The sequence below is a fragment of the Streptomyces sp. GSL17-111 genome, assembly GCF_037911585.1.
Lineage (GTDB): Bacteria > Actinomycetota > Actinomycetes > Streptomycetales > Streptomycetaceae > Streptomyces.
Genome location: NZ_JBAJNS010000001.1, coordinates 3,014,084 through 3,039,636 on the forward strand (window position 1 = coordinate 3,014,084; position 25,553 = coordinate 3,039,636).

20 protein-coding genes are annotated in these 25,553 nt (G+C 73.6%); 9 read left to right on the top strand and 11 right to left on the bottom strand.

The features are described from left to right. Positions 1-22: 22 nt before the first annotated feature. Positions 23-1,849 carry an acyl-CoA dehydrogenase gene (locus V6D49_RS13415; protein ID WP_340559812.1) on the bottom strand — a complete coding sequence of 609 codons (1,827 nt, stop codon included), beginning with the start codon at positions 1,847-1,849 and terminating at the stop codon, positions 23-25. 133 nt (positions 1,850-1,982) lie between these two features. Here V6D49_RS13415 and V6D49_RS13420 point away from each other — a divergent pair, with 133 nt between their 5' ends. Both V6D49_RS13420 and V6D49_RS13425 read left to right on the top strand, forming a co-directional pair. Next, on the top strand, positions 1,983-2,480 hold the full coding sequence (locus V6D49_RS13420) for an SseB family protein (RefSeq protein WP_340559813.1): 498 nt from the start codon (positions 1,983-1,985) through the stop codon (positions 2,478-2,480). A 118-nt stretch (positions 2,481-2,598) separates the two neighbouring features. Then, positions 2,599-3,573: a pirin family protein gene (locus V6D49_RS13425; RefSeq protein WP_340559815.1), complete on the top strand. Its 975-nt coding sequence runs from the start codon at positions 2,599-2,601 to the stop codon at positions 3,571-3,573. A gap of 4 nt (positions 3,574-3,577) precedes the next feature. Here V6D49_RS13425 and V6D49_RS13430 read toward each other — a convergent pair whose 3' ends face one another. Then, positions 3,578-5,764 carry a SpoIIE family protein phosphatase gene (locus tag V6D49_RS13430; protein ID WP_340559817.1) on the bottom strand — a complete coding sequence of 729 codons (2,187 nt, stop codon included), beginning with the start codon at positions 5,762-5,764 and terminating at the stop codon, positions 3,578-3,580. Positions 5,765-5,964: 200 nt separating this feature from the next. Here V6D49_RS13430 and aspS point away from each other — a divergent pair, with 200 nt between their 5' ends. Then, on the top strand, positions 5,965-7,740 hold the full coding sequence (aspS, locus tag V6D49_RS13435; RefSeq protein ID WP_340563977.1) for an aspartate--tRNA ligase: 1,776 nt from the start codon (positions 5,965-5,967) through the stop codon (positions 7,738-7,740). Between the two features lie 58 nt (positions 7,741-7,798). Here aspS and metG read toward each other — a convergent pair whose 3' ends face one another. Then, complete coding sequence (metG, locus tag V6D49_RS13440; RefSeq protein ID WP_340559819.1) at positions 7,799-9,403, bottom strand: methionine--tRNA ligase; 1,605 nt, start codon at positions 9,401-9,403, stop codon at positions 7,799-7,801. Between the two features lie 191 nt (positions 9,404-9,594). Between metG and V6D49_RS13445 the strand changes: the two genes are divergently transcribed. Then, entirely contained in the window at positions 9,595-11,664 is a 2,070-nt protein-coding gene (locus tag V6D49_RS13445; protein ID WP_340559821.1) for a PhoX family protein, read from the top strand. Positions 11,665-11,715: 51 nt separating this feature from the next. Here V6D49_RS13445 and V6D49_RS13450 read toward each other — a convergent pair whose 3' ends face one another. Beyond that, positions 11,716-12,762, bottom strand: a complete 1,047-nt coding sequence (locus V6D49_RS13450) for an ion channel (protein ID WP_340559823.1) — start codon at positions 12,760-12,762, stop codon at positions 11,716-11,718. Positions 12,763-12,919: 157 nt separating this feature from the next. Here V6D49_RS13450 and V6D49_RS13455 point away from each other — a divergent pair, with 157 nt between their 5' ends. Further along, positions 12,920-13,930 carry a glutathione S-transferase family protein gene (locus V6D49_RS13455; protein WP_340559824.1) on the top strand — a complete coding sequence of 337 codons (1,011 nt, stop codon included), beginning with the start codon at positions 12,920-12,922 and terminating at the stop codon, positions 13,928-13,930. A 47-nt stretch (positions 13,931-13,977) separates the two neighbouring features. On the opposite strand, the gene V6D49_RS13460 is transcribed toward V6D49_RS13455, so the two are convergent. The 4 genes from V6D49_RS13460 to V6D49_RS13475 form a co-directional block, all read right to left on the bottom strand. After that, a complete protein-coding gene (locus V6D49_RS13460; RefSeq protein ID WP_340559826.1) occupies positions 13,978-18,288 on the bottom strand; it encodes an nSTAND1 domain-containing NTPase in 4,311 nt (1,436 codons plus the stop codon). Further along, a complete protein-coding gene (locus tag V6D49_RS13465) occupies positions 18,285-18,611 on the bottom strand; it encodes a CU044_2847 family protein (protein ID WP_340559828.1) in 327 nt (108 codons plus the stop codon). The genes V6D49_RS13460 and V6D49_RS13465 overlap by 4 nt, the downstream gene beginning before the upstream one ends. Before the next feature lie 160 nt (positions 18,612-18,771). Then, positions 18,772-19,140, bottom strand: coding sequence for an ArsR/SmtB family transcription factor (locus V6D49_RS13470; RefSeq protein ID WP_340559830.1), 369 nt, complete (start codon positions 19,138-19,140; stop codon positions 18,772-18,774). Positions 19,141-19,184: 44 nt separating this feature from the next. Then, positions 19,185-19,553, bottom strand: a complete 369-nt coding sequence (locus V6D49_RS13475) for an ArsR/SmtB family transcription factor (protein ID WP_340559831.1) — start codon at positions 19,551-19,553, stop codon at positions 19,185-19,187. Positions 19,554-19,652: 99 nt separating this feature from the next. On the opposite strand from V6D49_RS13475, the gene V6D49_RS13480 reads away from it, so the two are divergent. After that, a complete protein-coding gene (locus tag V6D49_RS13480) occupies positions 19,653-21,707 on the top strand; it encodes a heavy metal translocating P-type ATPase (protein ID WP_340559833.1) in 2,055 nt (684 codons plus the stop codon). Positions 21,708-21,728: 21 nt separating this feature from the next. Here V6D49_RS13480 and rpmF read toward each other — a convergent pair whose 3' ends face one another. Beyond that, a complete protein-coding gene (gene rpmF / locus V6D49_RS13485; RefSeq protein WP_340559835.1) occupies positions 21,729-21,899 on the bottom strand; it encodes a 50S ribosomal protein L32 in 171 nt (56 codons plus the stop codon). Between the two features lie 251 nt (positions 21,900-22,150). Here rpmF and V6D49_RS13490 point away from each other — a divergent pair, with 251 nt between their 5' ends. Further along, positions 22,151-22,747: a Type-2Aa cytolytic delta-endotoxin gene (locus V6D49_RS13490; RefSeq protein WP_340559837.1), complete on the top strand. Its 597-nt coding sequence runs from the start codon at positions 22,151-22,153 to the stop codon at positions 22,745-22,747. A gap of 61 nt (positions 22,748-22,808) precedes the next feature. On the opposite strand, the gene V6D49_RS13495 is transcribed toward V6D49_RS13490, so the two are convergent. Next, positions 22,809-23,069, bottom strand: a complete 261-nt coding sequence (locus V6D49_RS13495; protein ID WP_340559839.1) for a hypothetical protein — start codon at positions 23,067-23,069, stop codon at positions 22,809-22,811. A gap of 133 nt (positions 23,070-23,202) precedes the next feature. Here V6D49_RS13495 and V6D49_RS13500 point away from each other — a divergent pair, with 133 nt between their 5' ends. Continuing rightward, a complete protein-coding gene (locus V6D49_RS13500; RefSeq protein WP_340559841.1) occupies positions 23,203-23,700 on the top strand; it encodes a DUF5994 family protein in 498 nt (165 codons plus the stop codon). A gap of 48 nt (positions 23,701-23,748) precedes the next feature. Here the strand turns inward: V6D49_RS13500 and V6D49_RS13505 are convergent, their stop codons facing one another. After that, positions 23,749-25,017 carry an ATP-binding protein gene (locus V6D49_RS13505; RefSeq protein ID WP_340559843.1) on the bottom strand — a complete coding sequence of 423 codons (1,269 nt, stop codon included), beginning with the start codon at positions 25,015-25,017 and terminating at the stop codon, positions 23,749-23,751. 175 nt (positions 25,018-25,192) lie between these two features. Here V6D49_RS13505 and V6D49_RS13510 point away from each other — a divergent pair, with 175 nt between their 5' ends. Beyond that, positions 25,193-25,549: a PRC-barrel domain-containing protein gene (locus V6D49_RS13510; RefSeq protein ID WP_340559844.1), complete on the top strand. Its 357-nt coding sequence runs from the start codon at positions 25,193-25,195 to the stop codon at positions 25,547-25,549. Positions 25,550-25,553 lie beyond the last annotated feature (4 nt).

The following is a 25,553-nucleotide window of genomic DNA, read 5'->3' on the forward strand; positions in this document are numbered from 1 at the left end:
TCGCTTCAGAAGCGGTGACCGCTCAGAAGGCGGCCTCGTCCAGCTCCATGAGCGACAGGTCGATGGACTCCGCCAGGTCACGCTGCACGCCCACGTTCGGCAGGACGTTGGTGGCGAAGAACTTCGCCGCGGCGATCTTGCCCGCGTAGAAGGCGGTGTCCTTCGCCGGGGCGCTCGGCAGCTTCTCCGCCGCGACGGCCGCCCCGCGCAGCAGCAGGTAGCCGATGACGACGTCGCCGGAGGCCATCAGGAACCGGGTGGTGTTCAGGCCCACCTTGTAGAGGGACTTCACGTCCTGTTCGGTGGCGGCGAGGTCGGTGAGCATGGTGCCGACGATGGCTTCGAGGTCGGCGGCGGCCTTGGCGAGGGTGTCGCGGGCGGTGGCCAGTTCTTCGCCGCCGGCGGCGTCGGCGAGGAACTTCTTGATCTCCTCGGAGAGGGCGGTGAGGGCCTGGCCCTGGTCGCGGACGACCTTGCGGAAGAAGAAGTCCTGGCCCTGGATGGCGGTGGTGCCCTCGTAGAGGGTGTCGATCTTGGCGTCGCGGATGTACTGCTCGATGGGGTATTCCTGCAGGTAGCCGGAGCCGCCGAAGGTCTGCAGGGACTGGGCGAGCTGCTCGTAGGACCGCTCGGAGCCGTAGCCCTTGACGATGGGGAGGAGCAGGTCGTTGAGGCGGTGGGCGGCGGAGGCGTCCTGGCCGGCGGCCTCCTGGACGAGGATGTCGTCCTGGACGGAGGCGGTGTAGAGGACCAGGGCGCGCATGCCTTCGGCGTAGGCCTTCTGCGTCATGAGCGAGCGGCGTACGTCGGGGTGGTGGGTGATGGTGACGCGGGGGGCGGTCTTGTCGGTGAACTGGGTGAGGTCCGCGCCCTGGACCCGCTCCTTGGCGTATTCCAGGGCGTTGAGGTAGCCGGTGGAGGCGGTGGCGATGGCCTTCGTGCCGACCATCATGCGGGCGAACTCGATGATCTTGAACATCTGGCGGATGCCGTCGTGCTTCTCGCCCAGGAGCCAGCCCTTGGCGGGGTGCTTGTCGCCGAAGGTCATCTCGCAGGTGTTGGAGGCCTTGAGGCCCATCTTGTGCTCGACGTTGGTGGCATAGGCGCCGTTGCGCTCGCCGAGCTCGCCGGTCTCCCAGTCGAAGTCGTACTTGGGGACGAGGAAGAGGGACAGGCCCTTGGTGCCCGGTCCGGCGCCCTCGGGGCGGGCGAGCACGAAGTGCATGATGTTCTCGGACATGTCGTGCTCACCCGAGGTGATGAAGCGCTTCACGCCCTCGATGTGCCAGCTGCCGTCCTCCTGCCGGACGGCCTTGGCGCGGCCCGCACCGACGTCCGAGCCCGCGTCCGGCTCGGTCAGCACCATGGTGGAGCCCCACTGGCCGTTCACCATGCACTGGGCGATCTTGGCCTGCTCCTCGGTGCCCTCCTCGAAGAGGACACCGGCGAACGCCGGGCCGGAGGCGTACATCCACACCGCCGGGTTGGCGCCGAGGATCGTCTCGGCGAAGGCCCACAGGAGGGAGCGCGGAGCCGTCGTGCCGCCGATCTCCTCCGGGATGCCCAGGCGCCACCACTCGGCGTCCATGTACGCCTTGTAGCTCTTCTTGAAGGACTCCGGGACGGGTGCGGTGTTCGTCTTCGGGTCGAAGACGGGCGGGTTGCGGTCCGCGTCCTCGAAGGAGGCGGCCAGTTCGTTCTCGGAGAGGCGGGCGATCTCGGAGAGCACGCTCTTGGCGGTCTCCACGTCCATCTCGGCGAACGGCCCGCTCCCGTACACGGACTCGCGGCCGAGGACCTCGAACAGGTTGAACTCGATGTCGCGCAGATTCGACTTGTAGTGGCCCATGGGCGCTGGCTCCGTAGGGACGGGGAGGGCTGAGTCCTCCGGATGCGTACCAGTTAGTAGCTCCATCATGCTACCGGCCGGTAATAACAAGCAAGCCCGAACCGCCCGGATGTGACTCGTTACCCTTCTCATCATGTACGGCTACGAGCAGAACGCCTACGGGGCGCCGCCTCCGCCGCCGGGTTACGGGGCACCCCCGCCGCACGGCGCGCCGCACCAGCACGGCGCGCCGCCGCACGCCCAGCCGCCGGCGCAGCACTACCCGGAGCCGTCACCGCCGTCCCTGGCCGACGCCGTCCGGGGCTTCGCCACCGGCGCCCTCTCCCCGGAGGACTTCCAGGGGATCTTCCACAACGCCCGGGTGTACTGCCCCCGGGGTGAGACGCCCGGCTTCCTGGCGCTGCACAACACCCAGCAGCCGGTCATCCCCATGTTCACCTCGCTGAAGGAGCTGCGGGCGTACGCGGGGAAGGAGTCCCGGTACTTCGTGATCACCGGCGGGGAGGTCCTGGACCTGCTGCCCACCGGCTACGGCTTCGTCCTGGACATGGAGGGCGACCACCGGGTGGTCTTCGACGCCAAGGCCGTCGAGGAGATGGTCGACTTCGCGATGCACAGCATGTACGGCTGACCGCTCCGGGCCGGGACGGACTCCCGGGAGGGTGCGCGGGTACGGCCGGGGAATGACGCGGCATTGGCAGACGTTCAAGCTTCAACTAGATTGGACGTACCGTCCGAGGAGGCCCGTCATGCCCGCGATCACCGTCGAGAACCCGCTCACCCTGCCGCGCGTCACCGCGTCGGCGGAGCCCTCCGCCGCGCGGCCGGTCCTGGCCGTCACCACGGCGCCCAGCGGTTTCGAGGGCGAGGGTTTCCCCGTGCGCCGTGCCTTCGCCGGCATCAAGTACGACTACCTCGACCCGTTCATCATGATGGACCAGATGGGTGAGGTGGACTACGCGCCGGGCGAGCCGAAGGGCACCCCCTGGCACCCGCACCGGGGCTTCGAGACCGTCACCTACCTCATCGACGGCACCTTCGTGCACCAGGACTCCGAGGGCGGCGGCGGCACCATCCAGAACGGCGACACCCAGTGGATGACGGCCGGGAGCGGGCTGCTGCACATCGAGGCGCCGCCCGAGGAGCTGGTCATGAACGGCGGCCTCTTCCACGGCCTCCAACTCTGGGTGAACCTCCCGGCCGCGATGAAGATGACCGACCCCCGCTACCAGGACATCCGCGGCGGCGAGGTCAAGCTGCTGACCTCGGCCGACGGCGGCGCGCTGCTGCGCCTGATCGCCGGTGACCTGGACGGCCACCAGGGGCCCGGCATCACGCACACGCCCATCACGATGCTCCACGCCACCGTCAGCCCCGGGGCGCAGGTCACGCTGCCCTGGCGCAGGGACTGGAACGCGCTGGCCTACGTGCTGGCCGGGCGCGGCACCGTGGGCGCCGAGCGGCGCCCCGTCCACCTCGGGCAGACCGCCGTCTTCGGCGCCGGGGAGACGCTCACCGTGCGGGCCGACGACGTCCAGGACTCCCACCACGCCACGCTCGACGTGGTGCTGCTGGGCGGGCAGCCGATCCGGGAGCCGATGGCGCACTACGGACCGTTCGTCATGAACAGCCACGCCGAGCTGGTGCAGGCGTTCGAGGACTTCCAGTCCGGGCGGCTCGGCCGGGTACCGGCCACGCCCCGGACGGCGGCCACCGACGGCTGACGGCTCAGCCCCAGTGCGGGGGCGGGGCGTCCTCGTCGACCTCGAACCAGATCGCCTTGCCCTCGCCCCTCGGGTCCACCCCCCAGGAGCCGGCGAGCATGTCCATGAGGATCAGCCCGCGCCCCGAGGACGCCAGCTCGCCGGGGTTGCGGCGGTGCGGCAGCTCGTCGCTCTGGTCGGCGACCTCCACGCGCAGCCGCCGCGCGCCGCGTTCGCCGGTGACCTCGGCGACCAGCAGGGCGTCGCCGTCGGTGTGGACGAGGACGTTCGTCAGCATCTCGGAGAGCATCAGCACCGCGCCGTCCACCTGGTCCGGGGCGGCCCAGTCATAGAGCAGGTCGCGCAGCTGGCCCCGGGCGTCGGCGATGCGGGACGCGTCGGTCTGGGCGACGCTCAGCACCGTCCGGCGCCCGGTGCCCCGGGGCGCGCCGACCACGTCGTCGCGACTGAGGAGGAGCAGCGCGACGTCGTCGTCCCGGCGGTCGGACAGCGGCCCGGCGTAGTGGTGGGACGGCGGGCCGTGCACGGCCTGCACCAGGGCGTCGGCCAGCTCCTCCAGGTCGGCGTCCGGCCGCTCGGCGAAGACCGCGCGGATACGCGCCCAGCCGCTCTCGATGTCGTGCCCGCCCGTCTCGATGAGGCCGTCGGTGCACATCATCAGCGTCTCGCCCGGGCCGAGCGCCAGCCGCGTCGTCGGGTAGTCGGTGTCCGGGTCGATGCCCAGCGGCAGCCCGCCCGCCGTCGGCCGGACCATGAGCGTGCCGTCGGGCAGCCGGACGGCCGGGTCGGGATGGCCGGCGCGGACGATGTCGAGCGTGCCGTTCACCGGGTCCGCCTCGATGTAGAGGCAGGTGGCGAAGCGGGCGTCGTCCCGGCCGTCCGCCCCTGAGCCGTCGGGCCCACCGTCCCCGGCGTCGGCGTCCGCGTCCGCCACGTGGTCGCGGGTCATGCCCGCCAGGAAGCGGGAGGCGCGGGAGAGCACGGCCTCCGCGCTGTGCCCCTCGGAGGCGTAGGCGCGCAGCGCCACGCGGAGCTGCGCCATCAGCGCGGCGGCCCGCACGTCGTGCCCCTGCACGTCACCGATGACCAGGGCGGTGCGTCCGCTGTGCAGCGGGATGACGTCGTACCAGTCGCCGCCCACCTGGAGACCACCGCCGGTCGGCACGTAGCGCGCGGCGACGGTCATGCCCTTGATGTCCGGCTTGTGGACGGGCCGCATGGTGCGCTGGAGGCCGGCCGCCAACTCCTGCTCGGACTCGCGCACGTACGCCCGCGACAGGGCCTGCGCCAGCATGCGCGCGACGGTGCTCAGCACCGACCGCTCGTCCGGGGTGAACGTCACCCGGGAGCCGAACGCCGCCATCCACGCCCCCACCGTGCGTCCGGCCGCCACCAGCGGCAGGAACGCCCAGGACTGCCGACCGAAGGGGGCCGCCAGCGGCCAGGTGACGGGGAAGCGGCGCTCGTACTCGGCCGGACCGGCCAGGTAGACCGCCCGGCCCGTGCGGACGACCTCCGTCGCCGGGTACGGCGTCGTCAGCGGCATGTCGGTGAAGGCCGCCTCGGAGCCCGGGCCGTGCCCGTGGTGGCCGATCACCGACAGGTGGTCGCCCTTGACGCCGAAGACGGCCATGCCGTCGGGGGAGAAACCGGGCATCGCCAGGTTCGCCGCGACGCGCAGCACCTCGGCCGTGGAGCGCGCCTCGGCCAGCGCCCGGCCCGCGTCCAGCAGGAACGCCTCGCGGGCCCGCCGCCAGTCCCCGGTGACCGCCGACTGGCCGGGGGCGTTCTCGGGCGCCTCCACCAGCGTGCCCAGCAGGACGGCCCCCGCGCCCGCGCCCCGGCGGCGCGGACCGTTCGGGCGGGTGTTCAGGTAGCGCAGCCGCGCCCGGACCGTGCGCAGGACGTCCCCGTCGTCGCCGACCACGCGCAGCCGCTCCTCCGCGATGCCGCCCTCGGCGGCGGCCAGGGTGATGATGCGGTCGAGCTCCACGAAGTCCACCGCGTGCAGCCGGGCCCGGACGGCGGCCGTGGGCACCGTGGCCGGCTCCGGCTTCAGCCCCATGAGCCGGGCGGCCCGCGCGTCGAGGGTCACCAGGCCGGCCACGTGGTCCCACCGCCACATGCCGGTCCCGGTCGCGTCCAGCACCTCGTCCACCTGCGGCGGGGAGGCGCCCTGGTCGGTGCGCATGTGCCCCACTGTAGGAAGACCGCGTTCCTCCCGCCCGGCGGACCGGGGCCGTCCGGTGGGGCCGGGCGCGCCCCCGGGCGTCCTCGGGCCGGGGCGGCGGGCCGGGCGCGGACGGTACGCTGAAGGGCGCCGGGAGGCCGGTTCAGCGCGGCCTTCTCCCCGAATCCCGTACGACCCGGCTTCGACGACTTGGATGAATGATGCATCGGTACCGGTCCCACCACTGCGGCGAGCTCCGATCGCAGGACGTCGGCAAGGACGTCCGGCTGAGCGGCTGGCTGCACAATCGTCGTGACCTGGGCGGCATCCTCTTCATCGATCTGCGCGACCACTACGGCCTGGTCCAGCTCGTCGCCCGTCCCGGCACCCCCGCCAACGAGGCGCTGAGCCACCTCACCAAGGAGACCGTCGTCCGCGTCGACGGCACGGTGGCCTCGCGCGGCGCCGACAACGTCAACCCGGAGCTGCCCACCGGCGACATCGAGATCGAGGTGCGCGACGTCGAGGTGCTCGGCGCGGCCGAGCAGATCCCGTTCACGATCAACACCGAGGACGGGGTCAACGAGGAGCGCCGGCTGGAGTACCGCTTCCTCGACCTGCGCCGCGAGCGCATGCACCGCAACATCCTGCTGCGCACCGCCGTGATCTCCGCGATCCGGCAGAAGATGACGGCCCTCGGCTTCAACGAGATGGCCACCCCGATCCTGTCGGCCACCTCCCCCGAGGGCGCCCGCGACTTCCTGGTGCCGTCCCGGCTGCACGCGGGGAGGTTCTACGCGCTGCCGCAGGCGCCGCAGCAGTTCAAGCAGCTGCTGATGATCGCGGGCTTCGACCGCTACTTCCAGATCGCGCCCTGCTTCCGCGACGAGGACGCCCGCGCCGACCGCTCGCCGGGCGAGTTCTACCAGCTCGACATGGAGATGAGCTTCGTCGAGCAGGAGGACGTCTTCCAGGTCATCGAGAAGGTGATGACCGACCTGTTCGAGGAGTTCGGCGGCGGGCGGCACGTCACCTCGCCGTTCCCGCGCATCCCGTTCCGCGAGGCCATGCTGAAGTACGGCTCGGACAAGCCGGACCTGCGGGCCCGGCTGGAACTGGTGGACGTCACCGACGTCTTCGAGGGCTCGGAGTTCAAGGCCTTCGCGGGCAAGCACGTGCGGGCGCTGGCCGTGCCGGACACCGCCGACCAGCCGCGGAAGTTCTTCGACCAGATGGGTGAGTTCGCCGTCGAGCAGGGCGCGAAGGGTCTCGCCTGGGTGCGCGTCGGCGAGGACTCGGCGCTGACCGGCCCGATCGCGAAGTTCCTCACCGAGGAGAACGTCACCGCGCTGCTGGGCGCACTCGACGCCAAGCCCGGCACGGCCGTCTTCTTCGGCGCCGGCGACTTCGACGACGTCTCGAAGATCATGGGCGCCGTCCGCGTCGAGGCCGCCCGCCGCACCGGCCACTTCGAGGACGACGTCTTCCGGTTCTGCTGGATCGTCGACTTCCCGATGTTCGAGCGGGACGAGGAGACCGGGAGGATCGAGTTCTCCCACAACCCGTTCTCCATGCCGCAGGGCGGCCTGGAGGCCCTGCGCACCAAGGACCCGCTGGACATCCTGGCCTGGCAGTACGACATCGTCTGCAACGGCGTCGAGCTGTCCTCGGGCGCGATCCGGAACCACGAGCCGGAGATCATGTACGAGGCGTTCGAGATCGCCGGGTACTCCAAGGAGGACGTCGAGCGCGAGTTCGGCGGCATGCTGCGCGCCTTCGCCTTCGGCGCCCCGCCGCACGGCGGCATCGCACCCGGCATCGACCGCATCGTCATGCTGCTGGCCGACGAGCCGAACATCCGCGAGACGATCGCCTTCCCGCTCAACGGCAACGCGCAGGACCTGCTCATGGGCGCGCCCAGCGAGGTCGACGAGGCGCGGCTGAAGGAGCTGCACCTCTCCCTGCGGCAGCCCACGCGCAAGCCGCCGCAGCAGTGACGGACGCCGCAGGGCGCCCTCCGGGTCGGGAGGGCGCCCTGCGGGAGCGTCCGGCGGGTCAGGCGCGGGCCGGCTCCTCCAGACGGGGGAAGAGCACCGCGCCCTTGGTGACCGTGGCGCCCGGGGGCAGCAGGCCCCAGCGCCCGGCGTCCTGCACGCGCTGGTCGGCGAGCGGGCCGAGGTGCGGCTCGGCGCCGAGGGAGTCCCACAGCTTCTGCGAGGTCTCCGGCATGACGGCGTTGAGCAGGACGGCGGTGGCCCGCAGCGAGTCGGCGGCCGTGTAGAGGATCGTCGCCAGCCGGGCGCGCGCGGCCTCGGAGTCGTCCTTGGCGACCTTCCACGGCTCCTGTTCGGTCAGGTAGCCGTTGACCTGCTTGACGAAGTCGAAGACCGCCGCGATGCCGCCCGCGAAGTCCATCTCGTCGCCGATGCGGCGGTCCGCCTCGGCGACCGCGTGGGCGAGGCCGTCGACGACCGGCTGCTCGGCCGCCCCGGAGGCCGTCGCCTCGGGCAGCGTCCCGCCGAAGTACTTGCCGACCATGGCCGCCACGCGGGAGGCGAGGTTGCCGTAGTCGTTGGCCAGTTCCGAGGTGTACCGGGCGGAGAAGTCCTCCCAGGAGAACGAGCCGTCGTTGCCGAAGGCGATGGCCCGCAGGAAGTACCACCGGTAGGCGTCGACGCCGAAGTGGTCGGTGAGCTGGTGCGGGGAGATGCCCGTCAGGTTCGACTTGCTCATCTTCTCGCCGCCCACCATCAGCCAGCCGTTGGCGGCGATCCTGCGCGGGAGGGGCAGGCCGTTCGCCATGAGCATCGCGGGCCAGATCACCGCGTGGAAGCGGAGGATGTCCTTGCCGACGAGGTGGACGTCGGCGGGGAAGGTGTCCTCGAACTTCTCCTGGTCCGCGCCGTAGCCGACGGCCGTCGCGTAGTTGAGGAGGGCGTCGATCCACACGTAGATGACGTGCTTCTCGTCCCACGGGACGCGCACGCCCCAGTCGAAGGTGGACCGGGAGATCGACAGGTCCTGAAGACCCTGCCGGACGAACTGCACGACCTCGTTGCGCGCCGACTCGGGCTGGATGAAGCCGGGGTCGCGCTCGTAGTGCTCCAGCAGTTTCGGGCCGTACTCCGAGAGCTTGAAGAAGTAGTTCTCCTCCTGGAGCATCTCCACGGGCTTCTTGTGGATCGGGCAGAGCTTGGCCCCGTCCTCGCCGTCCAGCAGGTCGCCGGCGGCCTTGTACTCCTCGCAGCCGACGCAGTACGGGCCCTCGTAGCCGCCGCGGTAGATCTCGCCCTTGTCGTACAGGTCCTGCACGAACTCCTGGACGCGCGCGGTGTGGCGCGGCTCGGTCGTGCGGATGAAGTCGTCGTTCGCGATGTTCAGGTGCTGCCAGAGGGGCTTCCAGGCCTCCTCCACCAGCTTGTCGCACCACTCCTGGGGCGACACGCCGTTCGCCTCGGCGGTGCGCATGATCTTCTGACCGTGCTCGTCCGTGCCGGTGAGGTACCACACCTTCTCGCCCCGCTGGCGGTGCCAGCGGGCGAGCACGTCGCCTGCGACGGTCGTGTAGGCGTGGCCCAGGTGGGGAGCGTCGTTCACGTAGTAGATCGGGGTCGTGACGTAGTACGCCGTGCCCCGCTGCTCTGTTCCAGTGGCCGCCATAGCCGAAATCCTAACGGTCCGCGACGGACGGGCCCGCGCGCTCCGGAGGGCGGTCGGGCGGCGGTCGGGCGGCGGCCGAGGGGCGATGTTGGCCGGTTCCGGTTCACGGCGGGTTCACCGACACAACGCTCGGGGGTAGGGGTGAGGACCTAGTTTCCGCCGAGTACGGCTGAAGACGGAGAGGTCTGCCCATGCGCAAGCAACTGCCGCTGCTCACCACTCACCCCGGCGGTCGGTCCGCCATGACGTGCCACTACCGCTGCGGAGACGCCTGCTTCCAGGAGGTGCCGAACCAGAGCGGGAACGCGTACTTCGGCGACATCGTCGCCGGCCTGTCCCGGCGCTCGATGCTGCGTGCGGGCGCGGTGGCGACCGTCGCCGCGGCCGCCGGGGGCGCGGTCCTGGGCGGCGCGCCCGAGGCCGTCGCGCACGGGAAACACGGGGACGGCGGATGGCCGGGGAGAGGGAGGGGCCACGGGGCGAAGGGCCTGCGGTTCGAGCCGGTGGCCCCGAACACGCGCGACGCCGTCACCGTCCCCGAGGGATACGAGCAGGGCATCGTGATCGGCTGGGGCGATCCGATCCTGCGCGGGGCCCCGGCCTTCGACCCCGACCGCCAGACGGCGCGCGCCCAGGCCGGCCAGTTCGGCTACAACAACGACTTCCTCACCCTGCTGCCGCTGCGCGGCGAGCCGCACCGCCAGGTGCTCTTCGCCAACCACGAGTACACCAACGAGGAGATCATGTTCACCGGGTACGACCCGGAGAACCCCACCCGCGAGCAGGTGGAGATCGCCTGGGCCGCCCACGGTCTGTCGGTCGTCGTGGTGGAGGAGGAGCGCCGCTCCGGCCGCCTCACGCCCGTCCGGCGGCACCGGCTGAACCGTCGCTTCCACAACGGCACGCCGTTCGAGCTGACCGGCCCGGCGGCGGGCAGCGACCTGCTGAAGACCTCCGCCGACCGACGCGGCCGCACCGTCCTCGGCACCCTCAACAACTGCGCGGGCGGCACCACGCCGTGGGGGACCGTGCTCAGCGGCGAGGAGAACTTCAACCAGTACTTCGCCAACGCGGCCTCCGTCACCGACCCGCGCACCAAGGAGCGGCTGGCCCGCTACGGCATGACCGGCGGTACCACCGGACGCAAGTGGGAGCGGTTCGACGACCGGTTCGACCTCGCCAAGGAGCCCAACGAGGCCAATCGTTTCGGCTGGGTCGTCGAGGTCGACCCGTACGACCCCGAGTCCACGCCGCGCAAGCGCACCGCGCTCGGCCGTTTCAAGCACGAGGGCGCGGAGCCGCAGCTCACCGCCGACGGCCGGCCGGTCGTCTACATGGGTGACGACGAGCGGTTCGACTACCTGTACAAGTTCGTCTCCAGCAAGCGCATGCGCCGGGGCAACAGCCGCTGGGCCCGCGAGCACAACATGACGCTGCTCGACGAGGGCACCCTCTACGTCGCCCGGCTCACCGGCGACAGCCCCGGCGAGATCGACGGCGACGGCGGGCTGCCGCGGGACGGCGCGTTCGACGGCTCCGGCGAGTGGATCAAGCTGGCCTCCGGCGACCGCTCCTACGTCGAGGGGATGACGGCCGAGGAGGTGTACGTCTTCACCCGCCTCGCGGCCGACAAGGTGAACGCCACCAAGATGGACCGCCCCGAGGACGTCGAGCCCAGCCCGCGCACCGGCCGCGTCTACGTGGCGCTGACCAACAACTCCCAGCGCGGCACGCCCGGTCGCCCCGGGCCCGACGAGGCCAACCCGCGCAACCGCAACAAGCACGGCCAGGTCCTGGAGCTGGCGGAGCACTGGAACCACCCGGGGGCGGAACGGTTCTCCTGGCGGCTGTTCCTGGTCTGCGGCGACCCGGCGGACGAGTCGACGTACTACGGCGGTTTCCCGAAGGACCAGGTCAGCCCCATCTCCTGCCCGGACAACCTGACCTTCGACGCGTACGGCAACCTGTGGATCTCCACCGACGGCAACGCGCTGGGCAACCACGACGGCCTCTTCGGCGTGGCCACGCACGGCCGCAGCCGGGGCGAGGTGAAGCAGTTCCTCACCGTCCCCGCCGGGGCCGAGACCTGCGGCCCGATCGTGCAGGAGCGCCGGGTGCTCGTCGCCGTGCAGCACCCCGGTGAGATCGACGGCGCCTCGGCGGAGAACCCGCTCTCGCAGTGGCCCGACGGCCCGGGCCGCCGCAACCGTCCCTCCGTCGTCGCCGTCTGGCGCAAGGACGGCGGCGACATCGGTCGCTGACGCCCGACCCGCTGACGTGTGATCCCGCCGACTGCCGACCCGTCGGCGGGATCAGCGGCGGCCGGAGGCGAGGTCGCCGGTGAGGCCGCCGACGTCGATGCGCCGGTCGGCCAGGTAGTACAGCAGCGCCCCGGCCCGGAGCGGCGCGTTCCAGGGCGGGCTGACGGCCGTGCGGCCGTCCTGGCGGACGGCGATCACCGTGGCGTCGAACCGCTCCCCGAAGTGGGCCTGGCACGCGCCGAACGACTTGCCCTCCAGCGCCGGGGGCAGCGTCACGGAGTACGTGTTGCCGCCCCCGGAGCTGTCCATCAGCTCGCTGTAGACCTCGGTGATGCCCGGGTCGAGCGCCTCGTCCGCCACCAGGTTCGGCATGTGCCACTGCACGCACTGGACCTTCGGGCTGACGTAGCGCAGCCGCTCACAGCGGTTCATGTCCCGCAGGGCGACCACCAGGTGGACGTCCGGGGCCAGGTGGTCGACGGTGACGGCGAGGGCGAGGGCCTCGTTGTCGTCCCGCGCGTCGACGACGACGGTCCGGGCGCGCTCGACGCCCGACCGCCGCAGCGTCGCGGCGTCCCCGAGGTCGCCCCGGACGAACGCCACCCCGTCCTCCCCGGCCATGGGGTGCTCGGCGACCTCGTCCCACGCGCACAGCACCACCGCGTGCCCGTCCTCCACCCGCAGCTGGTGCACGATCCGCTCGGTGCGGCCCGGCAGGTAGCCGAGCACGACGATGTGGCCGCTGAGGTCCACGTCAACCATGCCTTTCAAGCGCTTGCTCCGCAGCGTCTGGATGTGGGTGGACAGTTCGGTGAACAGGATCGTCAGGGTGGCGATACCGCCGACGATGACGTAGGCGCCGACGATCCGGCCGGGCACCGACTCCGGGAAGAAGTCGCCGTACCCGACGGTCGAGGCGGTGATGAGGAACCACCACCAGTAGGTGCCCGGCGCGGTGATCCCGTTGGCCTCCGGCTCCACGAGCGCCATCGCGATCCAGCTCGTGCCGAAGACCGTGAGCGCGACCGTGAGCGCGGCGCGCCAGCCGCGCAGCCGGGCCCGCAGCGCGGACACGAAGCGGGCGAGGAAGATCGGCACCTGGACTCCTGAGCTGGGCGTACCCGCGGCACGGGCGAGGCGGGACGGACCGGACCGCATCGTACGGCAGGACGGTTTCCGCTTCCACGTGTCACGTCACGCGACCGGGCAACCCGTACCGGGACCATCTCGTGCAGCGCAGTGGAGAGGGCGGCCGATGACGGACGGCAACACGGAGTACGGCCGGAAGGCCTTCAAGCGGGCGCCGAGCCACTTCACCGACCGGATCACGGCCGCCGGTGAGGACGGCTGGCCCGTCGAGGCGGGCCGCTACCGGCTCGTCGTCAGCCGCGCCTGCCCGTGGGCGAGCCGCGCCCTGGTGTCCCGGCGGCTCCTCGGCCTGGAGGAAGCCCTTCCGCTCGCCGTCGCCGACCCGATCCAGGACGACCGGAGCTGGCGCTTCACCCTCGACCCCGAGGGCCGCGACCCCGTGCTCGGCATCCGCTTCCTGAGCGAGGCCTACCACGCCCGTGAACCGGAGTACACGGGCGGCGTGAGCGTCCCGGCGGTCGTCGACGTCCCCAGCGGGCGGCTCGTCACCAACGACTACCAGCGCATCACCCTGGACCTCGCCACCGAATGGACGGCCCTGCACCGGCCCGGCGCCCCCGACCTGTACCCGGAGCCGCTGCGCGAGGAGATCGACGCGGTCATGGACGGCGTCTACCGGGACGTCAACAACGGCGTCTACCGCGCCGGCTTCGCCACCCGGCAGGACGAGTACGAGACGGCGTACGCCGACGTCTTCCGGCGGCTGGACCTGCTCTCCGAGCGGCTGCGCGAGCGCCGCTACCTCGTCGGCGACACCCTCACCGAGGCCGACATCCGGCTGTTCACCACGCTGGTGCGCTTCGACGCCGTCTACCACAACCACTTCAAGTGCAACCGCTCGAAGCTCGCCGAGGACCCGGTGCTGTGGGCGTACGTGCGGGACCTCTACCAGACGCCCGGCTTCGGCGACACCGTCGACTTCGACCACATCAAGCGGCACTACTACCTCGTGCACACCGGCATCAACCCGACCGGCATCCTCCCGGCCGGGCCCGACCTCTCCGGCTGGCTGACCCCGCACCACCGCGAACAGCTCGGCGGGCGCCCCTTCGGCGACGGGACGCCGCCGGGCCCCCCGCCCGCCGAGGAGCGCGTCCCCTCCGGCCACCGGCCCTGAGCCACCGGCCCTGAGCCACCGGCCCTGAGCCCCCGCCGCGCGGCCCGTCACGGGCAGACGCGGCGGTAGCCGACCCCGTCGGGCACGTGGCGATGCCACTCCCGCTCGGTCAGCGAGCGGCCCGCTATCGCGCAGGCCCGGTCGGTGAGGGCGGCGTCGTCGCTGAAGGCGCCGGTGTCCCACAGCCGTACGGTCCGGTCGGTGGCGCTCGTCACGAGGGTGTCCCCGTCCGGTGCGAAGCGGATCGAGCGCAGGACGCCGGTGTGGCCCAGGAGCAGGGCCGACTGCCGGTGGGTCCGCAGGTCCCACAGGCGCACGGTGCGGTCGTCGCCGGCCGTGGCCACGGTCCGGCCGTCCGGGCTGACCACGGCCGACCACACGGTGCCGACGTGGCCGCTGAGGGTGGCCAGGTGGCGCCGGCCCCGGACGTCCCACAGCCGCGCCGTGGCGTCCCGGCCGCTGCTGACGAGCACGGTTCCGTCCGGGGTGAAGGCGACCGACTGCGGCCAGGCGGTGTGGCCGGTGAGCGTCGCCCGCAGCCGACGGTTCCGGACGTCCCACAGCCGCAGGGCGCCGTCGTTGCTCGCTGTGGCCAGGGTCTCGCCGTCCGGGCTGAAGGCCGCGGCGCGCACCGCCCCGCCGGGCCCGTCGAGCGTGCCGAGCCCCCGGTGGGTCCGGACGTCCCACAGCCGCACGGACGCGTCGTCGAGGTCGGCGGTCACCAGGGTCCTGCCGTCCGGGCTGAAGGCCGTCCATCCCGACGTGCTGGGGAAGGACGCCAGCTCCCGGTGGGTCCGGGTACTCCACAGGCGGGTGGTCCCGTCGATGTAGCTGCTGGTGGCGAGCGTGCGGCCGTCCGGGCTGAACCGCACCGCCCCCACGGACCGGTCGTGCCCCTCCAGGGTGGCGAGACGGCGGTGGGTCCGCGCGTCCCACAGCAGGACCTCCGGCCCGTCGTCGCCGCTCGCGGCGACGGTCCGGCCGTCCGGGCTGAACCGCACGGTGTTCACGCCGCCGGTGTGCCCGGTCAGGCGGCCCAGGGTGCGTCCGGTCCGGGCGTCGTGCAGGTGCACCGTCCCGTCGCCGTCACCGGTCGCGAGGACGCGGCCGTCCGGGCTGTAGGCGGCCGGACTCCCCGAACCGCCCGCTCCGGCGTAGGTGGCGCGCGGCCGCCCGGCGCGCAGGTCCCACAGCCGCAGCGTGGTGTCCTCGGACCCGCTGGCCAGCATGCGGCCGTCCGGGCTGAAGGCCAGCGCGTTCACGCTCCCGGTGTGGCCGTTGAGCAGGGTCACGGCGGTGCGCTCCGGGACGTCCCACAGCCGCACCGCTCGGTCCTGGCCCGCGCTCGCCAGGGTCCGACCGTCCGGGCTGAACGCGAGGGCGAACACGGTGCCGCTGTGTCCGGTGAGCACGCTCGGGGAGCGGCGTCCGCGCACGTCCCACAGGCGGATCGTGGCGTCGTTCGCGCCGGTGGCCAGCGTGTCGCCGTCCGGGCTGAACGCCAGCGCCTGGACCCAGCCCGCGTGTCCCTCCAGCGTGTCGGTGCGGCGCTCCTCCGCCACGTCCCAGAGCTGCACCGCCGCCTTGTCGTCGTCGCCGGTGCCGTGGCCGGTGACCGTGACGGCCAGCGTCCTCCCGTCCGGGCTGAACGCCAGCCGCGAGATCCACGCCCCGTCCTCGCCGCGGTGCGCCGGGAGTTCGGCCACGACCCGGCGGGTACGGGCGTCCCGGAGCACGACCGTCCCCCCTTCACCACCGACGGCGAGCGTTCCGCCGTCCGGGCTGAAGACGGCCGGGACCCCGGCGTCGGCGAGGGCGGCGGTCTCCCGGCGCGTGCGGACGTCCCACAGCCGTACCCGCCAGCCCTGCTGACTGGTGACGAGGGTCCCGCCGTCCGGGCTGAAGGCGACCGAGTGCACCTGGCCGCCGACGTCGAGGGAGCCCGCCTCGCGCCGTTCGGCGACGTCCCACAGCCGTGCCGTGCCGTCGTTCCCGCTGGTCGCCAGCGTCCGCCCGTCCGGGCCGAAGGCCACCGACCGCACCTCCCCGGCGTGTCCCGTGAGCGTGGCCCGCAGCGGTGACGCGACCGTGGACAGCAGCCGGGCGCGGGCCTCCGGGGTCGGTGAGACGTGCCAGGCGGCGAGGGCGAGCCGCGCCGCCAGGGCGGGGTCGTCGCCCGCCTGCCGCTCGCTCTGCTCCGTCAGGCCGCGCGTGGCGGCGAGGGCCCGCTGCTCCTCGCTGTCCCGAGCGCTCCTGTCGGCCAGCCCGACCGCGACGAGCACGAGGGCCGTCAGTGCGGCGAAACCCGCCACCACCAGGCGGCGCCGGCGGGCGAGACGTCGCCGGGCCCGGGCGGCGGCCTCGACGAACGCCACCTCCTCGGCGGGCAGCTCGGCGCCGCGTAGGGCGATCCACCGGTGCGCCTCCGCGAGCTGCTCCCGGTCGAGGGCGGGCGCACGGGTGCGGCCCCGCTCCTGACCGGCCCGCTCCTGACCGGCCCGCAGCGAACGGCGCAGCTCCTCCTGCCAGCTGCGGAACGCCCGGTTCTCCTCGACCCAGTGGCGCAGCCGGGGCCACGTCTCCACCAGCGCCTGGTGCGCGAGCTCGGCGGTGTCCTGACCCGTCGGGCGGCGCGTCACCACGACCAGCCGCGTGCCGGCCAGCCGGTGGATCAACGCCCAGTCCCGCGCGGAGAACTGGGTACGGGCGGCGACCCGGCGGGTGTCCGGACCGCGCCCCCCGGCGTCCAGCTCCTCGCCGGGGCGCACGAGCTGGACGAAGATCCGCTCCAGCGCCCGACGCTCCGCCGCGTCCGCCCACGCCCACAGGCTCCGCTCCGCACCGGCCGCCAGGGCCCCCTCCAGACCGCCGAGCGCCTGGTACGCGCCGGTCGTCAGCCAGCCGTGCTCCTGCCGCTCCCACAGCCGGCTCAGCGTGTACTCCAGCATCGGCAGCGCGCCCGGCCCGTGCGGGGTGTCCCGCAGGAGCTGCTCGACCAGCCCGTCGGCGAACCGGACCCCCGCGTGCCCCTCCAGCGGCCGGGTGATCGCCTCGCGCAGCTGCGCCCGCGTCATCGGCCGCACCACCAGGGAGGTGGCGTCCCACGCCGTGCGGAGGTGGGGGAGCTGCTCGATCTGCCGGAGGAAGTCGACCCGGGCGACGACCACCGCCTGGGCGGGACGGTCGCCGTCCGGGCCGCGTGCGGTCACCACCCCGAGCAGGGTGTCCAGCCGGCGCGCGGTGTCGGGCGCGTCCGCGAGCAGCGTCTCGAACTGGTCGGCCACCAGCACCAGTCGGGGCCGTCCGCCGTGCCCGGCCCGGAGCCGTTCCACGGCGGCGCGGGCACCCCGCTCGTCGGTGAGCTGTCCGGCCAGGGCCCGCCAGCGCTCGTGCCAGCCCGCCGCCATCGGGTCCGCGTCGCCCGCCGAGGCCAGGGCCCAGGCGAGCAGCTCCTCGGCGGTGAGGCGCAGCCCGTGGGGGAGCCGGGCGACCAGGTACCGGTCCGGGTCGAGGTGCCCGAGCAGCCCCGCGCCGACGAGCGACGACTTGCCGACCCCCGACGGCCCCAGCACCGGCAGGAGGGGCACCTGCTGCTGCTCGAAGAGGTCGATCAGGTGCCGCGTCTCCTGCGCACGGCCGTGGAAGACGGCGCGGTCGTGCTCGGTGAACGGCAGCAGCTCGCGGTACGGGCTGTCCGCCAGCAGCCTCCTGCGCAGCTGCGGCCACTCGCGGGTGAGGGACTCCACGCTGAGCGCGTAGCCGGTCCGGCGTCGCCGGTCTCGTTCGACGGCGACGACGACCCCGATGACGCCGCCGTACTCCTCGTCCCACACCGGTGCCCCGCTGAAGCCGCCCGCCAACGGGAACGGCGCGTCCTCGGCGCAGGTCAGCTGCCACCAGCCGGTCGCCTCGCGGCCCTCGACGGTGCCGCGCGTCCAGGCCCCGGCCTCCTTGCCGCCGCCCCGTCCCGGGTAGCTCGGGAAGCCGAAGGCCCGCCAGCGGTGCCCGGCGAGGTCCTGCGCCTCCACGATCCGCAGCGGGGAGGCACCGGGCGGCGGTGCGTCACCCAGCTGGAGGACGGCGACGTCGCCGCCGCCGTCGTCGGCGACGGGCACGCTGAAGCGCACCGAGGCCGTGGCGGCGGGACGGCCGGGCAGCAGCGGGAAGTCGAGCGTGACCGGGAGGCGGTCCGGGAGCCGCTCGTCCTCCCGCAGGCCGGCGGCGGAGGCGACGACGTGGGCGCAGGTCAGCAGGAGCCGGTCGGGGATGAGGAACGCCACGCCGACCGGGCGGCCGTCGCGCAGCACCCGGGCCGTCCCGAGCTCCCACCGGGCGTCCCGCCCACCGGGCGGCGTCACGCGCGTCCCTCGGGGGGCCTCCACTCCAGTTCCAGCGTGATGTGCGCGTCCCCGCTGCCCTTCGCCACGACCAGCCCGGCCTCCGCCGTCACCCGCAGGCCGAACTCCGCGCGGATGTGGTCGGGGCGGCGCGGCAGGTCCGCCAGCCGCTCCAGCATGGTGGCGGCCACCCGCTGCACCCGGGCCATGCCGGACTCGAACGTGTCGGCGGACGTCTCGAGGAGCGCGTCACCGCGACTGGCCCGGATCACCCCGGAGCCCTGCTCGTCGGGCAACTCGACGACGAAGACCTCGCCGTCCTCGAAGGGGACGCTCAGATACACGCGACGACCTCTCTGCCGTGCTGTCAAGTCCACTGCGCACAGGGGGAGTTGCGGCGACCTTCCCAGCGGCTCATGGTAGCCGCGATCGCTGGCCCGGGGCCCGTTTCGGCCGTCCCGGCGTTTCCGCGGGCGACGGGCGGGCCGGGCCGCGCGGGACCGTTCAGGGGCGGGGGGCGAGGGCGCCGGACAGCGCGGCCAGGACGTCCGGGGCCACCCGGTAGTAGACCCAGGTGCCGCGCCGTTCGGCGGTCAGCAGCCCGGCCTGGCGCAGCTTCTTCAGGTGGTGGCTCACGGTCGGCTGGGAGACGCCGACGTCCGAGATGTCGCACACGCAGGCCTCGCCGCCGGGGTGCGAGGCGACGAGGGAGAAGAGCCGCAGCCGGACGGGATCGCCGAGCGCCTTGAACATCGCCGCCGTCGTCTCGGCCTCCTCGGCCGTGAGGGGGCGCTCGCTCAGCGGCGGGCAGCACGGGACGGCGTCCTGCGCTGCCCGCTTAGGCGCCCGCGTCCGTGCCTCGGCCTTCGTCATGCCGTCAGTTTCCCATGATCCGCGTCGGCCGGGTGGGTGCCGCCTCAGCCCGGGGCGGGCGGGTCCGGCAGGCCGAGGCGGAGGTGCTCGACGTGGTGGACGGCCTGGTCGAGGAGGGCGGCCACGTGGTGGTCGTGCAGCGCGTAGACGACCGAACGGCCGTGGCGGGTGCCGGTGACCAGGCCGAGGTTGCGCAGCAGGCGCAGCTGGTGCGAGCAGGCGGACTGCTCCATGCCGACGGCGGTGGCCAGCTCCGTCGCGGCGCACGGCCCTTCCCGCAGTCGGGCCAGGATCAGCAGTCTGGACGGGGTGGCGAGGGCCTGCAGCGTCTCCGCGACCTTCGCCGCGCTGTCCGCGTCCAGACGGGTGCGCGGGACGGCGTCCCCGGCGGATTCAGCGACTCCATGGCCCATGTCCGCCATCCTACGGAGTAGGTTTCATGAATAACTGTTCATTCGTTCCTGTATGGTCGCCCCGACGACCTGACCACCGGGCTTCGAAGGAGCACCGCCATGCCGTCGACCCCGTCGACCCCGCCGACGACCTCCGCGCCCCACGCGACCTCCGCGCCCGACACGACGTCGGCGTCCGCCCGGCCGACGGCGCCCACCGGCGTCCCCCGGCGGCGCACCCGCCTCCTGGCCCTGCCGGAGGCACGCTGGGCGGCCCTCGCCCTGCTGGGCTTCCTCGCCGCGCTCCCGCTGGACCTCCTCGGCGCCCCGGCGTGGACGTGGGGGCCGCTGTACGCGCTGGTCTACGCCGCCGGCGGCTGGGAGCCGGGTCTGGCGGGGCTGCGGGCCCTGCGCGAGCGGACCCTGGACGTCGACCTGCTCATGGTCGTCGCCGCCCTCGGGGCCGCCGCCATCGGCCAGTTCCTCGACGGCGCCCTGCTCATCGTCATCTTCGCCACCTCGGGGGCCCTGGAGGCCGTCGCGACCGCGCGCACCGCCGACTCGGTCCGCGCCCTGCTCGACCTCGCCCCCGCGCACGCCACCCGGCTGCTGCCGGACGGCACGGAGGAGGCCGTGCCGGTGGAACGGCTGGCCGTCGGCGACCTGCTCCTCGTCCGCCCCGGTGAGCGGATCGGCGCGGACGGCCGGGTGGCGGAGGGGGCGAGCGACGTCGACCAGGCGTCCGTCACCGGGGAGCCGCTCCCCGTCGCCAAGGAGCCGGGCGACGAGGTCTTCGCCGGGACGCTGAACGGCACCGGGGCCCTGCGGGTGCGGGTCGGGCGCGACCCCTCGGACTCGGTCATCGCCCGGATCGTCGCCATGGTGCAGGAGGCGGCGGAGACCAAGGCGCCCACCCAGCTGTTCATCGAGAAGGTGGAACAGCGCTACAGCGTCGGCATGGTCGTCGCCACGCTCGCCCTGTTCGCCGTGCCGCTGGCCCTCGGCGCGGCCCTGGAGCCGACGCTGCTGCGCGCGATGACGTTCATGATCGTCGCCTCCCCGTGCGCGGTCGTGCTGGCCACCATGCCGCCGCTGCTCTCCGCCATGGCCAACGCCGGGCGTCACGGGGTGCTGGTCAAGTCGGCGGTGGCCATGGAGCGTCTCGCCCAGGTGGACGCGGTGGCGCTGGACAAGACCGGCACCCTCACCGAGGGCGCGCCCCTCGTCGCCGACGTCCGCCCGCTGCCCGGCTCCGGCCTGGACGGGGACGGTCTGCTGGCCCTGGCCGGCGCCGCCGAGCTGGCCAGCGAGCACCCGCTCGGCCGGGCCGTCGTCGAGGCGGCCCGGGAGCGGGGCCTGCCGCTGCCGCCGGCCACGGGCTTCGCCGCCACGCCGGGCTCCGGTGTCGTCGCCCGGGTCGCGGGCGCCGAGGTCGCCGTCGGCAGCCCGGCCCGGCTCCTCGGCCCCACGCCGCGCGGGCCGGGCTCCCCGGCGGCCGTGGCGGCGGACGCCGTGGCGGCGGACGCCGTGGCGGCGCTGGAGGCCGACGGCCGCACGGCCGTGCTCGTCACCCGGGACGGCCGGCCCGTCGGCGTCCTCGGCGTGACCGACCGGCTCCGGCCGGACGCCGCGCGGACGGTGGCCGCGCTGGCGGCGCTCACCGGCGGGCCGCCGTCCCTGGTCACCGGGGACAACCCGCGCGTCGCCCACCGGATCGCCGCGGAGGCGGGGATCGCGGACGTCCGCGCCGGGCTGCTGCCGCAGGACAAGGTCGCGGCCGTCCGGGAGCGGGAGGCCGAGGGGCGGAAGGTGCTCGTCGTCGGGGACGGCGTCAACGACGCGCCCGCGCTGGCCGCCGCCCACGTCGGCGTGGCCATGGGCCGGGCCGGGTCCGACCTGGCCCTGGAGACGGCCGACGCGATCGTCGTGCGCGACGAACTCGCCGCCGTCCCGGCCGCCGTCGCCCTCGCCCGCCGGGCCCGCCGCCTGGTGGTCCAGAACCTGTGCATCGCCGGAACGCTGATCGCCGTGCTGGTGGTCTGGGACCTGGCCGGGCACCTGCCGCTGCCCGTGGGGGTGGCCGGTCACGAGGGCTCCACCGTGCTCGTCGGCCTCAACGGCCTGCGGCTGCTGCGCGAGTCCGCCTGGCGGCGCGCGCTCGGGCCGGGCCGGTAGCGCCCCGGGCCTGCCTTCGCGTCAGCCCTCGGGGTGCAGGAGCCCGCGTTCGTAGGCCTTCAGCAGTCGCTGCGGGACGAGGTACGTCGATCCGTCCACGGTGAAGGGGACGAGCCGGGGCGTGGACGCCTTCCACTGCGCCCGGCGGTGACGGGTGTTGCTGCGGGACGTCTTCCGCTTGGGCACGGCCATGACGAAACCTCCAGGAGGGCGGGGACGGCTGGGTGAGCCGGGTGAGTCGCCGAGGTTACCTGAAAACGGTTGTCATGTGCGAACGGGGTCCACGGACAGCCGGGCGCACCGGCGGCAGGCGCGGGCCGACGACGCGACGACCGCGTGCGCGGCGGCGGCCACCGCACCGACCGGCCGGGTGCGGGGGCCACGGCGTACGGCGGCATACTCCTCACCACTGGGCGCGATCACTTCCGAAGCGAGGAGACGCCATGATCGACCAGCCCGCCGCCGAGAAGACGACCTTCACCACCCTCTTCGAGGTGGCCCCGGCCGCCCTGGGCCGGGCGCAGGGCATCGCCGACACCTTCCAGCACGCCATCGCCCCGGCCACCGTGGACTACGACTTCGGTGAGATCAGCCGGGCGGCGAGCCGCATCCCCCACAGCACGACGGTGCGGAACGTGCGTGGCTGGGGCCTTCAGGAGACGGTCCCCGTCAGCGTCGTGGTCCTCTCGCTCGCGGAGGCCGTGCGCCAGGCCCTCGCGGAGCCGTTCACCAACGCCCGCTTCTGGGCGCGGGCCGAGGAGGCGCTCACCGGCGCCTTCGTCGGCCTGGGGACGCAGGAGGGCACCCATCTCTCCTTCTACGAGGACACCCCGGAGCGCACGAGTTACTACTACAACCTGCTGTTCGCACTCCAGGACGAGGAGACCGGTGACGCCGTCCACGCCGTCGCCCTGTGCGTCAACGTCAGCGTCGCACTGGACGGGGAGCGGGTCCGCGCCCTGAGCGTCGAGGACACCGCGCGGTTCACCGTCCGCCTCAACGCGATCGCCCTCCGGCAGCAGCCACCCGCCGAGGCCTGAGCAACCGGCGCCCCCGGCCCCACACCCGGCCGGGGGCGCCCCGCACGCACCGGCGGACGCCTCACGCGTCGTCGGCCTGCGGATCGATGTCGGTGGAGGAGGTGCTGGACCGCAGCCACGAACGCGTCCGCCCGGCCGCGCGCGTGGTGTCCACGGTGAGGTCGAGGCGCGTGCCCCCGTCCGTTCCGGCGGGGAAACTGCGCTGCTCGGTGGCGTCGAAGGAGCGGCGGATGGCCTCGGCCACGCGCCGCGCCGCTTCCGGTGACGCCGCCACGACGCGCACCTCCGCACGCCCCTCGGGCAACGGTTCGGGCTCTGCCATGGGCCACCTCACTCGCCGCTGCTCCCGGACGTTCCCAGCCTACTCCGGAGGGCCGCCGGAGTAGGCTGGGAGCATCCGGACGGCCCGCCTGGCGCACCCGCCCCGCGCACCCGTCCGCGGATGGGCGGACACCATGAACCACCCCCCGGGGCCCGACAGCCCCCGCCTGCTCCCCGACACGATCCGGACGTCCGCGAAGCCGGGAACGGCGCTCATCCGGCTGCGCACGACCCACGTCCGCGACGGCGTCCTCGACGGCGCGTGGTGGCCCCGCAGCCGGGACCTCGATGCCGAGCTCCCCTACCTAATCAGCGCGTTGACCGCGCACATCGGGCCGGTGACACGCGTCGGGCTGGACGCCGCCGCGTGGGACGACCTGCCCACCCGCGTGATCGTGGACGACCGGACCGTGCACATCGACTCCTCCCCGGTCGGGGACTCCACGGTCCTCGTCACCCGGGGCGAGCGCGACCACTTCTCCCTGCTCGTCGTCCCGCCCGACGCCGCGCCCGAGGCGGCCCGCACGGCGATGGCCCGGGCGGTCGGCGCCGACAACGTCACGGACGCCGTGCACATCCTCATGGAGACCAGCCTCATCGAGACCGGCTCCGACCCGTCGCGCCCGGGCTGACGCGTCCCGCACCGGCGGACGCCCCACGCGGCGTCGGCTCCGCGTCGTTCAGACGCGGGCGAACCGCTCGCACTGGTCGGCGAACTCCTCGGCCAGGGCCGGGCCCACCGTGGGGTGCGTCCGGCGGATGGTCGCGAGGTAGTCGTCCGTGCCGGGAGGGGTCTGGACGCCCGTGTCCACCGTGCGCTCGAACCGGGCCTGGGAGACCGTGCGGGCCACGTGGGCGATGTCCGCCGGGGTGAAGCCGGCGCTGGCGGACGCGAGGGCCGCGCTGTCGGCCTCCGCGCCCGCCGGGGCCAGATAGCTCTCCCAGAGCGCCGTCCTGGCCTCCTCGTCCGGCGGGCCGAGGGGGAGCACGTAGTCGAACCGGCCGTGCCGCAGGAAGGCCGGGTCGAGAGCGGTCACGTCGTTCGTCGCGCACACGAGGAGGCGGCCGTCCTGCGCACGGAACCGGACGATCGCCTTCAGCAGTTCGTTGACCACGCCGACCGCCGTCGCGTCCGCCCCGCTGCGCGTCCCGGCGACCTCCTCGACCTCGTCGATGAACACCAGGACGTGTTCCAGCTGCGCGATGTCCTCGAACCGCCGGCTCAGGCCGGCCGCCAAGCCGTACTCGGCGGCCAGGCGCGCGGGGAACAGTTCGAGGAAGGGCCAGCCCAGACGGCTCGCGGTGGCGCGGGCGAACGTGCTCTTGCCCGTGCCGGGCGGGCCGAAGAGCATCACCGCGTGCGGCGGCTCCACGCCGTGCCGGCCCGCCAGCTCGGGCTCGGCGAGCGGGAGCACGAGCCGGCGCTCGATGAGCCGCTTCTCCCGCCGCATGCCCGCGACCTTCTTCCACTGCCCGCCGGCGGGCAGCTCCGCTCCCAGCGCGGACAGCATGCTCACCGCGCGGGGGGTCACCGCACCGTGCTTCTCGAAGAAGACCAGGCCGGGGCGGGCGGCGAAGGCGCAGTTGCGCAGCGCGGCCACGCCCGTCTCCCCGTCGGGCAGCGCCGCGTGCACCGTGTGGACGCCGTCGGCGAAGAGCCGCCGTTCCAGGGCCGTGACCAGCGCGCTGCCCAGCCCCTGACCCCGCCAGGCCGGCGCCATGCACAGGCGCAGGATCCACGCCCTCTCCCCCTCCACCCGGCTCACGGCGGCCCCCACCACACCGCCGTCCGCCACGGCCACGACCGCCGGGTGGGGCGCCAGCAGCGCCGTCACGACGTCGGCCAGCGGAAAGAGGGGAGGCTCGCCCGTGGTGCCGCTCTCGGTGTCGACGCGGATGACCCCCTCCAGGTCCTCCCGCGCATAGTCTCTGATCAGCCAACTCGTCATGACCGGCTCCGCGCGTTCGCTCCTTTTTCCATCATCGGCCACCGCCCTTCGCCCGACGACCGGAACACGGCGCTCCACGCCGCCCCCGGACCGTCGCCGATCCGTCGGCCCGGCCCGGCATGACGCGCGGCGTCGCGGGTACCGCGTGCGGTGACCCGCAGGGAGAGGAGTGCCCGTGATCCCCAGCACCGACATCCGGGAGTGGCGCGGCCGGGACGTCGTCGACGTGAAGGGCGACAAGGTCGGCACGCTGGAGGCCGTCTACGTCGACACGGCCTCCGACGCGCCCGCCTTCTGCACCGTGAAGACCGGCCTGCCCACCCGCCACCGCCTCGTCTTCGTCCCGCTGGCGCAGGCCCGGGTCGGCCCGGAGTACCTGAAGGTCGCCGTGGAGAAGAAGCAGGTGAAGACCGCGCCCAGCATCGACCCCGACGGGGAGCTGCTCGCGGAGGACGAACCCGCCGTCTTCCATCACTACGGACTCGAACACCGGCCGGGCAGCGGTGGCGAACGCCGCCTCGCCCGGCGCTGACCTG

Bases quoted from the DNA above. Each gene is read 5' to 3' on its own strand.
- V6D49_RS13415 (WP_340559812.1), bottom strand. From the start codon at position 1,849: ATGGGCCACTACAAGTCGAATCTGCGCGACATCGAGTTCAACCTGTTC.
- V6D49_RS13420 (WP_340559813.1), top strand. From the start codon at position 1,983: ATGTACGGCTACGAGCAGAACGCCTACGGGGCGCCGCCTCCGCCGCCG.
- V6D49_RS13425 (WP_340559815.1), top strand. From the start codon at position 2,599: ATGCCCGCGATCACCGTCGAGAACCCGCTCACCCTGCCGCGCGTCACC.
- V6D49_RS13430 (WP_340559817.1), bottom strand. From the start codon at position 5,764: ATGCGCACCGACCAGGGCGCCTCCCCGCCGCAGGTGGACGAGGTGCTG.
- aspS (WP_340563977.1), top strand. From the start codon at position 5,965: ATGCATCGGTACCGGTCCCACCACTGCGGCGAGCTCCGATCGCAGGAC.
- metG (WP_340559819.1), bottom strand. From the start codon at position 9,403: ATGGCGGCCACTGGAACAGAGCAGCGGGGCACGGCGTACTACGTCACG.
- V6D49_RS13445 (WP_340559821.1), top strand. From the start codon at position 9,595: ATGCGCAAGCAACTGCCGCTGCTCACCACTCACCCCGGCGGTCGGTCC.
- V6D49_RS13455 (WP_340559824.1), top strand. From the start codon at position 12,920: ATGACGGACGGCAACACGGAGTACGGCCGGAAGGCCTTCAAGCGGGCG.
- V6D49_RS13470 (WP_340559830.1), bottom strand. From the start codon at position 19,140: ATGACGAAGGCCGAGGCACGGACGCGGGCGCCTAAGCGGGCAGCGCAG.
- V6D49_RS13475 (WP_340559831.1), bottom strand. From the start codon at position 19,553: ATGGGCCATGGAGTCGCTGAATCCGCCGGGGACGCCGTCCCGCGCACC.
- V6D49_RS13480 (WP_340559833.1), top strand. From the start codon at position 19,653: ATGCCGTCGACCCCGTCGACCCCGCCGACGACCTCCGCGCCCCACGCG.
- rpmF (WP_340559835.1), bottom strand. From the start codon at position 21,899: ATGGCCGTGCCCAAGCGGAAGACGTCCCGCAGCAACACCCGTCACCGC.
- V6D49_RS13490 (WP_340559837.1), top strand. From the start codon at position 22,151: ATGATCGACCAGCCCGCCGCCGAGAAGACGACCTTCACCACCCTCTTC.
- V6D49_RS13495 (WP_340559839.1), bottom strand. From the start codon at position 23,069: ATGGCAGAGCCCGAACCGTTGCCCGAGGGGCGTGCGGAGGTGCGCGTC.
- V6D49_RS13500 (WP_340559841.1), top strand. From the start codon at position 23,203: ATGAACCACCCCCCGGGGCCCGACAGCCCCCGCCTGCTCCCCGACACG.
- V6D49_RS13505 (WP_340559843.1), bottom strand. From the start codon at position 25,017: ATGACGAGTTGGCTGATCAGAGACTATGCGCGGGAGGACCTGGAGGGG.